At 61.6% G+C, this 13,491-nt stretch carries 8 protein-coding genes; 1 reads left to right on the forward strand and 7 read right to left on the reverse strand.

The window, feature by feature from the left end; translation table 11 throughout:
• Nucleotides 1-69 precede the first annotated feature (69 nt).
• The 4 genes from FQ182_RS08180 to pvdM form a co-directional block, all read right to left on the reverse strand.
• Nucleotides 70-2,496, reverse strand: coding sequence for a TonB-dependent receptor (locus FQ182_RS08180; protein ID WP_256666311.1), 2,427 nt, complete (start codon nt 2,494-2,496; stop codon nt 70-72).
• A 263-nt stretch (nt 2,497-2,759) separates the two neighbouring features.
• The gene (locus FQ182_RS08185; RefSeq protein ID WP_149413669.1) at nt 2,760-4,409 is read right to left on the reverse strand and encodes a cyclic peptide export ABC transporter; all 1,650 of its coding nucleotides are present in this window, start codon (nt 4,407-4,409) and stop codon (nt 2,760-2,762) included.
• Nucleotides 4,410-4,526: 117 nt separating this feature from the next.
• The gene (locus FQ182_RS08190) at nt 4,527-5,420 is read right to left on the reverse strand and encodes a formylglycine-generating enzyme family protein (protein WP_149413668.1); all 894 of its coding nucleotides are present in this window, start codon (nt 5,418-5,420) and stop codon (nt 4,527-4,529) included.
• A 33-nt stretch (nt 5,421-5,453) separates the two neighbouring features.
• Complete coding sequence (pvdM, locus tag FQ182_RS08195) at nt 5,454-6,803, reverse strand: pyoverdine-tailoring dipeptidase-like protein PvdM (protein WP_149413667.1); 1,350 nt, start codon at nt 6,801-6,803, stop codon at nt 5,454-5,456.
• Between the two features lie 358 nt (nt 6,804-7,161).
• On the opposite strand from pvdM, the gene FQ182_RS08205 reads away from it, so the two are divergent.
• Complete coding sequence (locus FQ182_RS08205) at nt 7,162-8,787, forward strand: PvdJ/PvdD/PvdP-like protein (protein ID WP_149413665.1); 1,626 nt, start codon at nt 7,162-7,164, stop codon at nt 8,785-8,787.
• A gap of 40 nt (nt 8,788-8,827) precedes the next feature.
• Here the strand turns inward: FQ182_RS08205 and FQ182_RS08210 are convergent, their stop codons facing one another.
• Genes FQ182_RS08210 through FQ182_RS08220 form a run of 3 tightly spaced genes read right to left on the reverse strand, consistent with a single transcriptional unit; the run spans nt 8,828 to nt 13,376 of the window.
• Nucleotides 8,828-10,222 carry an efflux transporter outer membrane subunit gene (locus FQ182_RS08210; protein WP_149493977.1) on the reverse strand — a complete coding sequence of 465 codons (1,395 nt, stop codon included), beginning with the start codon at nt 10,220-10,222 and terminating at the stop codon, nt 8,828-8,830.
• A gap of 7 nt (nt 10,223-10,229) precedes the next feature.
• A complete protein-coding gene (locus FQ182_RS08215; protein ID WP_149413663.1) occupies nt 10,230-12,203 on the reverse strand; it encodes a MacB family efflux pump subunit in 1,974 nt (657 codons plus the stop codon).
• Entirely contained in the window at nt 12,204-13,376 is a 1,173-nt protein-coding gene (locus FQ182_RS08220; RefSeq protein WP_149413662.1) for an efflux RND transporter periplasmic adaptor subunit, read from the reverse strand.
• Nucleotides 13,377-13,491: the final 115 nt, after the last annotated feature.

A 13,491-nucleotide genomic window follows, 5' to 3' on the forward strand; every position in this document is an offset into this window, starting at 1 on the left:
CGCATCAGCCGGGCTGATGCGCTTTTTTCATGGGCGCTCGTTCCACAAGGAACGAGGCCCGAGGATGGATCAGTAGGTGTACTTGAACGATGTCATGAAGTTGCGCGGAGCGCCCCACACGCCACCGGTGGTGGTAGTGGAATACTCTTGGTCGAACACGTTGTTCAGGTTTACCGAGGCCGACAGGTTTTCCGAGATGTCGTAGCGCGCCATCAGGTTGGCGACGGTGTAAGGCTTCTGCTCATTGGTTTTGAGGTCAAAGCCCGCTTTGCTCTGCCAGTTGAAACCACCACCGACTGTGACCTTGTCCAGAGGCCCTGTCAGGCGGTAGCTGGTGAATGCCTTGAGGCTGTGACGCGGGATCTGGGTGGCAATCCGCTTGTCATCCTGATCGGTGCTGACGCTATAGGTATAGCCACCCGCCGCTTGCCAACCTTGGGCGAGTTCGCCGTTGAACTCCCATTCCACGCCCTGGGAGGTCGTGCCCTTGGTGGCTTTGTAGGCTTGCGAGCTGGAAGGCGTCAAGTTGGTGCCGTCGTAGACACCCAGGTTGTCCTGCTCAACCTTGAACAAGGCGAGGCTGGTATTGAGCTTGCCGTCGTTGAGGGCCGCCTTGACCCCGGCTTCGTAGCCAGTGCCTTCTAGAGGGTCCAGGTAGGCACCGCTGACCGACTCCAGGGACTGCGGGTTGAAAATCTTGGTGTAGCTGGCATACACCGACCAGATTTCGCTCAGGTCATACACCAGGCCGGCGTAGGGAATCACGACCCCGGTTTCCGTGCGCTTGTTCTGGCTGACGTCGCCGGAGTAATAGCGGGTTTCATCGTCCTGTTTCCAGTCGATCACCCGGCCGCCGACGATCAGGGTGGTATCGTCGTTGAGGTGAAAGCGCGAGGTCATGTAGGCCGCGTACTGGTTTTCCTTGAAGTTCTGCTCGCCTTGCTTGACGAAGTCCGGCTTGGCGACGTTGCCGTTCCAGTCGTTGATCGGGCCGATGGTCCCGTTGTAGCCGGCAGAGTTGCCGGGGCGTATCCAGCCGCCGTAGTCCGGGGCATCTTCGTTACGGATCTGCGACAGGGTGACGCCAGTAATCAGCTCGTGTTCGCGACCAAACAACTGGAAAGGACCGGTGAGGTACGCGTCGACGGCGTTCTGTACAGGGTTGCCCTTGAACTTGTTCGGCATCACGTAGCCACCCAGGCCGGTGTTCTGGTCGATGCTGCCGGCGAGGAAGACGATCTCCGAGTCGTACTTGTTTTCGTTGCGGCTGTATTCGGCCTTGCCGCTCCAACCGTTATCGAACTGGTGTTCGATGGAGGTGAAGAAGGTGGTCTGTTCGTGATCGAAGTAGGACCAGTCGGCAGAGGTGTTGAAGGCGCGCTTGAGGTCGGTTTTGTTACCGTTGCTGTAGGTCAGCGGGAAGCCGCTGCGCGGAGGCTGGTTGGTGTGTACGGTCAGGTAGCTGAAGCCTGCGGTGAGCAGGGTGCTTTCGCTCAGGTCAAACTCGGTGATGCCGTAGACCAGGTTGCGGTCCTGCTTGAAACGGTCGACCCAGGCGCCCTGGGTCTTGTAGTCCATGACCAGGCGGCCGCGGATGTTACCGGTTTCGGTCAGCGGGCCGGACACGTCGACGCTGGTGCCGTAGCGATCCCAACTGCCGGCTTCACCGCCGATGACCAGTTGCGGGGTAAAAGTGGGGCGTTTGCGGATCATGTTGATGGTCGCGGACGGATCGCCCATGCCGCTGATCAAGCCGGTAGAGCCACGGACCACTTCAATGCGGTCATACATGGCGGTGTTCTGGGTGTAGTTGTCCAGGCGCGAGGAAGTGGGCACACCGTCGATTTCATAGTTGTTGATCTGGAAGCCACGGGAGTAGTAGGCGTCCGAGTCGGCACCCAGGCCTTCACGCACCACGGTGATGCCCGAAACGGCCTCAAGGGTGTCGGTGAGGTTGGTCAGGTGCTGATCCTGGATTCGTTGCTGGGTAATGACCGTGATCGACTGTGGCGTTTCCTTCAGGGGGATATTCAGCCGCGTCGAACTGCTGGACGAGTCCGTGGTGTAGGAACCGGTGCCTTCGGTGGTCGAACCCGGCGCCTTGCCGGAGATGCTGATGGCGTTCAGCTGCAGCGCTGCGTCGGTACTGGCTGGGGTCAGCGAAATGGTATTACCGGTCTGCGAATAGTTGATGCCGCTGCCCTGCAACAGGGTTTCCAGCGCCTGTGCTGGCTCCAGCGTGCCATTCACCGGTTTGGATTGAAGCCCGATAACCGTGTCCTGCCCGTACAGAATTTGCACGTTGGCTTGCTGACCCAGTGACTGCAAGGCGCTGGACAGCGGTTGTGCAGGGATATTCAACGGCACCGGAGCGGCCTGGGACTGGGTAGCGGCCATGGCCATGCTCAGTACGGCGCTGGACAGCAGGGTCCGCTTGAAGATCGGTCGCCGGGCTTGGGTCGCCAGGACGGGACGGCGCAGGATTGAGGTGTTCATCGCGTGAAGGGGCTCCAGAGAAGTGTGGTCAGAATTTTTGTTAATAAGAATTATTATTAGACGCATCGCGGACGAAAAACCGGATGGAAAGTTCTCCAAAAAAAACAAAGCAGGGGATAAATGTTGAAAGCCGCGGGTGAAGGCGCCGGTATGTTTCTGTGCTGCTGTAAAGACGAACCGGGCCTTCAGCAATTTAGTCGGCACATAAAAAAGCCCCTGGAACACTTGTTTCCAGGGGCTTCGGTCGATCCGCAGGGCTGGGGTCAGGCCACTTCTGCCTCGACCATGACGCGCCCGGATTCCATTCTTACCAGTTGGTCCGCGACGTCGAAGTAACGGTCATCGTGGGAAATGACGATGATGGTCTTGCCCAGGCGCTTGAGGTCCGGCAACAACTCGGTATAGAAAATCCGCCGGAAGGTCGGGTCTTGGTCCGCCGCCCATTCATCGAACACCAGCACCGGGCGCTCTTCCAGCCAGGCGTTGACCAGGGCGAGGCGTTTACGCTGGCCGGTGGACAGGTCGGTGGTGGTGAAATTGCCGTCCTTGACGCTGACCTTGTGGGCGATCTCCAGGCGTTCCAGGTATTTGTTGGCGTCTTCGGGAATCTGCTGGTCACCCTGGACCACGTCATCGAACAGGTAGTAGTCGGCAAATACCGTGGTGAACAGTTGGCGGTAGTCGTCGCGGTTCGCGGCGTCGATGGCCTGGCCGTTGAGGCGGATTTCCCCCTGCTGCGGCGCATACAGCCCCAATAGCAACTTGATCAGGGTGGTTTTGCCACAACCGTTTTCACCGACGATGAACACGATATCGCCCTGACGAATGCTCAGGTTGACCGGCCCTAGGCGGAATGGATCGCTGCCCGGTACTTCAGGGAACGCATAACTGACGTTGTTCAGCTCCAGGCTATGCACCGGGCTGGCCTTGTCGCCCTGGTCGTTGAGCAGCAGGTGCGGCTCCGGCGAGGAAAACTGTTCTGACAGCTCGGCGATGCGGCGAAAGGCAATCTGCGCACGACTGACAATGGGCAGGGTGCCGATCAGGTGCTCCAGGGGGCCTTTCATGTACAGCAGCACCAGCACGAAACCGCTCATCACGCTTTTATCAGCGCTGGGCCAGAGGGTTTGCAGGGCCAGGGCCAGGCCGATGACCACGAAGAACAGCATCGAGCCGAAGGTCTTGGCGATGACAAAGGTGTTGATCGAGCGCACCTGAGTCTTGCAGATGAAGTCGGCGGTGGACTGAATGCCCGAGACAAACATGCGCTGGCGACGTGGGCGGTGGATGCGCAGTTCCTTGGCGCCTTCAGCGATCGCGTTGTAGTGCTTTTGCAGATCGTCTTCGGCATCCCGCGCCGCCATGAAACCCTTGATTCCCGCGCCTTGTGCCAGGTACTGAACCACGGTGCCGATGACGATGGCCACCACCATCAGCAGGAACATTGGCCACGACAACATCGCCAGATAGCCCATGCAGCCGAGGGTGACCGTCAGGGAAATGGCCAGCGGGGCGAAGGCAAAGGCGAAGTCGCTGATGGTGTCGACGTCGTGGGTCAGCACCGGGATCAACCGGTGGCTGCGATAGCGTTCGATCTGTTCGATGGGCGCCGACAGCACTTTCTCGCCCAGCTCTTTGCGCAGCTTGGCGATGATGTGTTGGCCGACGTAGTTGGTGCCGATGTCCGAGCAGATCGCGCTGATCAAGGCCAGTACGCACAGGCTGACAAACAGTGCCACGACCCCTTGGGTCAGGCCTGTTTGTGAGTGCAGGGCGTTGTTGATCGTTGCCAGCAGCACCGTCACGCTCAGGCCGCCGACCATGCCCAGCGCGATGGACAGGGCAACCACCAGTCGAAAGGGTTTCAGAAGGGTGAACAATTCATGAATTGCACCGCGCTTGGGCTGGGTCATGAGAGGTGAGTTCCTTGGGGATCGAGGCAGATACCCAGTAGAACGTCTGGCCAGGGATTTAATTTAACCGGCCGCCGACTGGTGGCGACCGGTTTTTCCAAAGCCTGCGGGGGCGTTTCAGAGATCGCGCACGACGCGAAAACCGATCCAGTCGCCACGGGTTTGCGGGTAGATGTTGTTGCGGTTGCCGGAGCGAGAAAAGATCGGTGCTTCGCCCCAGTCATTGCCGCGAATCTGCAGGGACTCGCAGCCCGGCTCTACCCAGGCGCTGCCGTCGGTGGGTGCGCCGATGTAGTTGGGATGTTCGCAGTCGGCTACCCACTCGTAGACGTTGCCGTGCATGTCGTACATGCCGAATGCGTTGGGCGGGTAGCTGCCCACGGGCGCGCTGTAGCTGTAGCCATCTGCCGGGCCGTAGGTGTTGGCATGTTTGGCGATGCTGTATTCCTTGCCTTCATCGAACGGGAATGGAAACGGCCCGGTGGAGCCAGCGCGGGCGGCGTATTCGCGCCGGGCCTCGCTGACCAGGTGGTAGCGTTGCCCAGTGATTTTCGACAGCCAGGTGACGTAGCTCTTCACATCGTCAAAGTCCATGCACACCGCCGGCTGGCGCGGGCCTTGAGGGTAGCGTGGCTTGCTGGCGATGCATTCGCGGCCGGGACGCTCATCGCCATTGGCGATCTTGACCCCGGTCTGGCGCACATAACTGTCCCACTCGGCAGCGGTGATCTGGAACCGGCTCATGGCGAAGGGCTTGGCGAAGGTCACCTCGTGCATCGGTCCTTCATCGGGCTCGCGGCCGACTTCATCTTCCGGCGTGCCCATGGTGAAGGTGCCGGCCGGCAGCACGACCATTTCCGGGCAATCCTTGCAGTCCTTGAACACCTTGCCCGGTGCAGGGATGGCGGCCTGGGCGATACCGGGCAGCAGCGCGCCGCACAGCGCAGTCAGGGCCAGGGCTGCCAGTGGTTTAAGGCGTTGGCGATGGAGGCTTGGGATATCACTGTTCATGGGAGATCTCGATCAATTGAAAAAGGGCAGGCGTCAACGATTGGCCACTGGCTTGGCGGCTTTCTGCACCTGGTCCCAGACCCGCAGGAAGTTGGCGCCCCACAGCTTGGCGATGTCCGCTTCGGAGTAGCCGCGCTGGATCAACTCGGCGGTCACGTTGCGCACCTCGCTGACGTTTTCCCAGCCCTTGACGCCGCCGCCTTCGTTGAAGTCCGATGCGATGCCGACGTGGTCGATACCGATTTTGCCCACGGTGTAGTCGATAGCGTCGCCCAGGTCCTTGAGGGTGGCCTTGGGTTCTTCTTCGAGAATGGCGTAGAGCCCTTGGGCGTATTGGCCGAACTTCTGTTCGGGCCAGGCCGCAATGATCGGGTCGCCAGGCATCAACGCCATGGCCAGGTTGGGAAGTGGTGGCAGATCAAAGCGGGCGCGCAGGGCGTTGAGCTTGTCCTGAGTAGGCTGGCTGAGGGGCCTCAGATAGGCCGGGAAACCCACCACCTGGACCACGCCGCCACTGTTTTTGATCAGTTGCATTTCCTTGTCGCTGAGATTACGCGGGATGTCCACGGCGGCGCGCGGTGCCGAGTGGGAGGCGACCATCGGTGTGCGGCTCAGGTGTGCGACCTGTTCCAGGGCCTTGGTCGACATTTGTGAAACATCGATAATCACCCCCAGGTCATTGAGGCGATGAACTGCCTGTTTGCCGATGTCCGAGAGCCCGTCGAGAGCGTCCGGCGAGTCATTGAAAAACGGCAGTGGGCGCGATGAGTCCGACCAGGCGTTGTTGCCGATATAGCTGAAGCCGAACATGCGCATGCCCCGCGCCGTCCACAGGTCCAGCAGGTTCAGGTCATTGCCCAGCGGGTAGGCGTTGAGCATGCTGATAAAGACCGCGAACTTGCCTTCGCCATGCAGGCGCCGAAAGTCATCCGGGGTGTAGGCAATACCGACCTGATTGGGGAAGTCGCGGACCATGCCGGAGATGATCTGGTAGCGAACCTCCTGCTGATGGCGCGCTTCTTCGACAAAGCCTTCGGTGGGTTTGTGCGGGGCGTTGGGGCCGTTCCACATTTCCGGCCAGCCGAAGATGGTCAGTGCCGCCCCGGAGAGGCGCCCGCGGTTGGCCTTGGCCAGGTCAAACTGGCCGCTGCCATCCTTGTCGGCTTCATTGCCCGCGGTACCGAAGTCCAGGGGCACGGTGATATGGCTGTCGAAAGACAGCAGCCGATTGTGCAGTTCATCCGCTTGCTTGATTACTTCCAACGGATACCCGGCGTTGCCCTTGAACCAGTAATCCCAGACCAGAAAACCTGCCCCGGCGCCAATGGCCAGGGCCAGCGGCAGGCCGATATATAGAGCCTTTTTCGAACGTGGTTTTGTCATTGCCATCTCAGTCGGTTCGCTGTCGAGGTGCAGGCGCAAGGGCCCTTTGCTATCTGGGAAGAACGAGCGGTGGGCTTGGAAATTTAGGCGGGCCGCCAAGGCTAATGCCGATCAGTTAAGCGAACGAGCCCCCCCTGTAGGAGCGAGCTTGCTCGCGATGGTCGTTAACGATGACGCGGGTTTCCTGGATGAATGCGGTGCCCTCAGGTTCTTCGCGAGCAAGAACTAGGCGTCCCCCTCGCTCCTACAGTAGTTGGCTTAACTGATCGGCATTAGGCACCAGGGCTGGTAAATTTCCCGTCGATGCAAACGTTCTAGCTTGGATAAAGCCTGCTTCAGGGCTGACACAGGTAGGACAATGACGATTTCTCGACGAGGGTTCATCGCAGGCCTGGCGCTGACGGGCGCCGCAGTGCCCGCAGCCTTTTATGCCCATCGCGAGTTGACGCGTGAAGAGTTCCCGATCACGCCGGGGGAGGCCACGGTGGATCTGGCGGACACCGCCGGCCAGCAAATGGCCGACACCCTGCGTGGCGTCTGGAGCCTGCGTTTGGAAGGGCGCGACGCCGGCCTGAAAGGCCTGCCCGTCAATGGCCTGGAGTTGTTTCTCGATATTGCCCCGCGGGGTCGAGGCTTGCGCGGTTACCTGGACACCTCCGAGCAACTGCGCTCTGACGGTGAGCCGCGTTATCAGGTATTGGGTGATCTGGCGCCGGGCAATGCGGCCCTGCTGTATTGGCGCCTGATTGACCGGGAGTCGCCAGACGGCTCGCCCACCTACGAATTTAAGATGACCCTCGATGAGGTCTGGGCTGAATTTGGCAACGCCGGCAGTGGCACCCTTAGCGGGCAAATCCTGCCACTGGACAGGCCACTGGCCTTGCCCGAGCGGGACAGTCGTTTTATCGCCACCAAGCAACTGTTTCCCGAGGCTCGGGAACGCATCGGCTTGAACTCGACGTTGCTGGCCTGGCTGATTTCACCCGAACACCGCCTGTTTCATCAGCTCTGGCACGCCTCGCGGGACCAGTGGCACAACCTGTCCGAAGACAAGCGCAACGCGTTGCGCGGGATCGGCTGGCAGCCCGGCCCACGGGACCAAGAGCGCGATGCCCGTGGCCCGCGCAAGGACCGCAACGGCTCGGGGATCGACTTTTTCTTCATGCACCGGCACATGCTCGGCGCGGCGCGCTCGATGCAGGACCTGCCATCCTGGCCGCGCTTCCCCGAGCCCCAGCCGGCCCTTGAGCGTGACCGCCGGGGATTTGCCCGGTATTTCGACAACCACGACGGTTTCGCCTTGCCGCCGACCTGGCTGGCTGCCGATGACAGTGAATACACGCAGTGGGTCAGTGACATCAAGGCGGCCGAGACTTATCACGGCAACTTTCAGGTCTGGGAGTCGCAGTACCGCGACCCGCGTTATTTGGCCCGGTTGACCTTGGGGCAGTTTGGTTCAGAGGTTGAGTTGGGTCTGCATGACTGGCTGCACATGCGCTGGGCGTCGGTGCCGCGAGATCCATCCAATGGCGCGCCGGTGCCTTTCGCCCGTGATCCGGCGGACTTTGCCGCACGTTGGTATACGGCGCAGAACGACTTTCTCGGTGATCCGTTTTCTTCCCATGTAAATCCGGTGTTCTGGCATTTTCATGGCTGGATTGATGATCGGCTTGAGGATTGGTTTCGGGCTCATGAACGGTTTCATCCGGGGGAGGTGAGTCGTCTTGAGGTCAACGGGGTGCAGTGGTTTGCGCCGGGGCGTTGGGTCGAGGTGGGGGACCCCTGGCTGGGGCCGGTGACTCATGGTTGCAGTACTACGCCGGGGTTGCAGATGGGCAAGTCGGTGGAGATGGACCCGGAGACTATGAAGTTGGCGTTGCGGATTACCTTTGGGGCTGAGGATAAGCTTGAGGATTTGTTTCGCAAGGTGCCCAAACGGCCTTGGTATGCGCGGCATTTGAAGGTTAAGGAACGGGTGCCTTGATGGCTGGGGTGTTGGCTACCAGGCCGCCAATGTTCCACATTCAACCTTCCCGCCACCCCCCGCCCAGCGCCTTATACAGCGCAATACTCGCCCCAATCCGCGCCTGGCGCAGTTGCACATTCAGGTCTTGCGCCGCATACAGCGTGCGCTGGGTTTCCAGCACGGTAAGCAAGTCTTCAGCCCCCGCCTCATAGCGACTCTGGGCGATCTGGAACGCGGTTTGCGCCTGCGTCAATTCCTCATGCTGCCACTGACGTTGTTCATCCAGGCGACGAATACTGCTCAGGGCTTTTTCCACATCGGCAAAACCATTGATGATCGCCCCGCGATAGGTTTGCAGTAGCTCTTCCTGACGTGCCGTGGCCTTGTCCCGCTCGGCACTGAGGCGTCCGTTATTGAAGATCGGCGCGATCAGCCCGCCTGTGAGGTTGTAGAACGGGTTGCGCAGGATGTCCGAAGCCTGGTTGGCGCCAGACCCCAGGTTCGCGGTCAACGTGACGCTGGGTAGCATGGCTGCGCGCGCTACGATGATGTCGGCCTGGGCGGCGGCCAGTTGCGCTTCGGCACTGGCGATGTCTGGGCGGCGGCTGAGCAGGTTGCTGGGAATGCCGGCGGCGATGGTTGCAAAGCGCAGTTCATCGAACGACTGCGGGCTCAGGCGCAGTGCCTGCACTGGTTGGCCGAGCAGGGCGGCCAGGGTGATCAGGGCTTCTTCGGCCCGTTGCTGGACTTCAGGTAATTGTCGTTGTTGGGCCGCCACCAGGCTTTTCTGTTGCGCCAGTTCCAGGCGGGTGGCCGACCCTGCGTCGTGACGAGTCTGTACCAGCTTGAGGACGCTTTGGGCATTGGCCAGGTTCAGCTCGGCAATGCGCTGCTGTTCGCCCAGAGACAGCAGTTGGATATAGGCCGTGGCTACGCCGCTGAGCAGGGTAAGTTCCACGGTCGCCTGGTCGAACTCACTGGCGCGAACCGCTTGTTCGGCGCTGTCCCGCGCCGCCTGTTTGCCGCCCCAGAAATCTATTTCGTAAGTGGCGGTCAGGCTCGCATCGAAATAGTCCACCGCCTTGTTGTCGCTGTCGGCATCCAGCTGGCTGTAGCCGTTGCCCCGCAGCAGTTTCTGGCGGTTGGCGTTGAGCCCTCCCTTGAGTTCAGGCAGCAACGGTGCGCCGGCGATGACGGCGCTGGCCTGGGCCTGGCGTACCCGGGCGACCGCACTGGCCAGGTCGTAACTGCCACTGCGGGCCTGCTCGATCAGGTGGTTGAGCTGCGGGCTGGCAAAGGTCGTCCACCATTGCTGGTTGTCCTGCAGGGCGCCGGCTTTGCTTGCCATCTGCCAGGCGGATGGCGCTTGCAGGCCGCTGTCCGGGCGCGGAGGGGGGCTGGCGCAGGCGGCCAGCAGCAGGCTGGCGGCGAGGAGGGTCAGGTGCGCTTTCATAGGGCGATCATTCACTGGTAAGGGCCGTGACGGGGTCGAGCCGGGCAGCTTTTCGGGCCGGCATGAAGCCGAAGATGACTCCGGTGACGAGGGCGCAGGCAAAGGCACCGATAGCCGCCGACAACGAGAAGGCCACTGCGACGCTGCTGAGGATCAGCGCGCCGCCCACCAGCAGCGCCAGGGCGATCCCGGTGACTCCGCCGACCACCGAGAGCATCACCGCTTCGGTCAGGAACTGACGCAGGATGTCCCGCTGACGTGCGCCGGTGGCCATGCGGATGCCGATTTCCCGAGTGCGTTCGCGCACGGTCATCAGCATGATGTTCATCACGCCAATACCGCCCACCAGCAGTGAGATCGCGGCGATGGAACCGAGCATCAGCGACAGGGTGTTCTGGGTCCGGGCTTCGGCCTGGATCATCGCGGCGTTGTTGGTCAGCTCATAGTCGCGCTTGCCGTTGTGCAGGCGCAGCAGCAACTGGTCGATGGCCTGTTCGGCATCGTGCACCTTGCTCGCATCGGCGGCGGCGATCACCACGTATTCGGGGTTGTAGTTGCCGAACAGGCGAATGCTGGCGGCGTTGTAGGGGATGGCAATGCGGTTGTCGCTGTCCTTGTCGCCGGAGCTGGCGCCTTTTTCCGCCAGCACGCCGATCACCTGGAAGGGTACGTTTTCGATCAGGATGTATTGGCCGATGGGGTTGGGAATGTCTTTGAACAACTTGTCGCGAATCTTTTTGCCGATCACTGCCACGGTGGCGCCAGCACGCTCATCGGCTTCGGTAAAGTAACTGCCTTCGACCACTGGCCAATTGAAGATCGTCGGGAAATGGGTGTCGTTGCCACCGACATAGGCGGTGTGGTCGACGTTGCCGAAGCGTATGCCAGCATCGGCGCCATTGACCGGCATGATGCGCTTGACCTGGGGCAGGGCGGCGATGGCGGCGACATCGCTGAGGGTGATCACGCCAGGAGGTGTGCGCGGGTTGGGCGCCGACCCGCTGACGTAGAGGATATTGGAGCCAAAGGCGCCCATTTGTGCCATCACCTGGCGCTTGCTGCCTTCGCCCACGGCGAGCATGACCACCACCGAGGCGACGCCGATGATGATCCCCAGCAGGGTCAGCGCGGTACGGAAACGGTTGATCCACATGACTCGCCAGGCGGCCTGCACGGCGTCCAGCAGTTCGGCCCTCCAGGCGCCGTTGTGTTCGGCGCCGTCGGCCAGCCGCTGGCGCAGGTCCACGGCTTGCAAACCTCCTGGATTGGCGTTGGTGAGTGTTTTATCGGCGGTGTTGGGTGCGTCGCTGATGATCAGGCCGTCGCGGATTTCGATGATGCGCTTGGCCCGCGCCGCCACTTCCCGGTCATGGGTGATCAGGATCACCACATGGCCCTGGCTCGCCAGCTCGTCCAGCAGGGTCATCACCTCGGCACCGCTGTGGCTGTCGAGGGCGCCAGTGGGTTCGTCGGCGAGGATGATGTGGCCGCCGTTCATCAATGCCCGGGCAATCGACACCCTTTGTTGCTGGCCGCCGGAAAGCTGGTGGGGGCGGTTTTCGGTGCGTCCGGCCAGCCCCAGGCGAGTGAGCAGGGCGGCGGCGCGGGCGTGGCGCTCAACGGCGGGCGTGCCGGCGTAGATCGCCGGCATCTCGACGTTTTCCTGGGCCGAGCCGGACGGAATCAGGTGATAGCCCTGGAACACGAAACCAAAGGCCTCGCGCCGCAGCCAGGCGAGTTCGTCGCTGTCGAGTTGGGCCACGTTTTCCCCGGCGAACAGGTACTCGCCCATCGTCGGGCGGTCGAGGCAGCCCAGAATGTTCATTAGGGTGGACTTGCCGGAGCCGGAGGCACCGACGATCGCCACGAATTCGCCCGCGTGGATCGACAGGTCGATGCCCCGCAGCACATCGACTTGCGGTGTATCACCGCCGCCGTAGGATTTGCGAATGCTCTTGAGTTCGATCAGCGGGGTCAACATTCAACCTCCGCTGCCGTCGGCCGGGCCAATGAGCAGGTGATCGCCTTCATTGAGGCCATCGAGGACCTGGACCCGCAGGCGGTCACTGATACCGACCCGTACTTCGCGGTCTTCGATGCGGCCGTCCTGGGTCACAACCCTGGCAATTTGGGTGTCGGCGCGGTTGCTGCCTTGCAAGGCTGCAACCGGAGCCGTCAGTACACCGGAGACCTGGTTGGCGACAAAAAACACTTGGGCGGTCATTTCCGCCATCAGTACGTTGTCGGCGTTATCCACGTCCAGCAGCACGGTGTAGAGCACCACGCGGCCGCTGCCGCTCTTGCCGGAACTGCTGGGGCTACCGCCGCCCTGGCTGGCTTCGTTGAGGGGCTTGGGCGGTACCGGCAGGATCTGGCGTACGGTGCTGGTCCAGCGCCGATTGCCGCCGCTGAGGGTGGTGAAATAGGCCTGCATGCCGGGTTTGACGTGGCCGATATCAGCTTCCGAGACTTCCGCCCAAACGGTCATCGGCGACAGATTGGCGATGCGCAGGATCAGCGGCGTCTGTTGTTGGGTGTTGAGGGTCTGGCCTTCACGGGCGTCGAGGGCGACCACGGTGCCGGAGATGGGCGCATAGATGCGCGTGTAGCCCAGTTCGGCCTGGTCAACCCGCAGGCTGGCCTGGGCCTGGCTGATCTGGGCCTTGAACATGTCGATGCGGGCCTGTGTGGCGTCCAGTTCAGCGTGGGCCGTTTGTACGTCTTCGTCACGGGTGGCGCCGCCGGCAGCCAGGCGTTGCTGACGCTGGTATTTCTGCCGGGCCAACTGGTTCTGCGCACGTTGCTCCTGTAGTTGTGCTTGCAGGTTGGCGATGGAAAAACGCGTGGCGTCGAGCTTGGCCTGTTGGGTGGAAGGGTCAATCTCCACCAGCAGGTCGCCTTCCTTGACCTGGTCGCCCGCTTCGACATGGATCTTGCGGATCTGCCCGGAGGCCTGTGAGCCCACGTCGACGTAACGCCGCGGTTGCAGGGTGCCGAGCGCGGTAACGCTGCTTTCTATATCGCCCCGCTGCACTTGCAGGGTGGCAAATTTATCCCGTCCTGGGGGGATGAGCTGCCAGGCCGCGAAGGCTGCAACGGGGATCAGGCAAAGTGCTGCAAGCAGGGCGCGACGGGTGTGTCGAGGACGTTTCATGCACAGGTTCCAGCCAGGGAAGATCGGGCCGCGGCTCAAACGGGTAGATTTGAGTGCTGTCGAGAGGGCGACAGGCGCGGGAAGCTGTCAGGTAAACGAGAAATTCGCCCTGAAA

Source organism: Pseudomonas sp. ANT_H4 (genome assembly GCF_008369295.1).
Lineage (GTDB): Bacteria > Pseudomonadota > Gammaproteobacteria > Pseudomonadales > Pseudomonadaceae > Aquipseudomonas.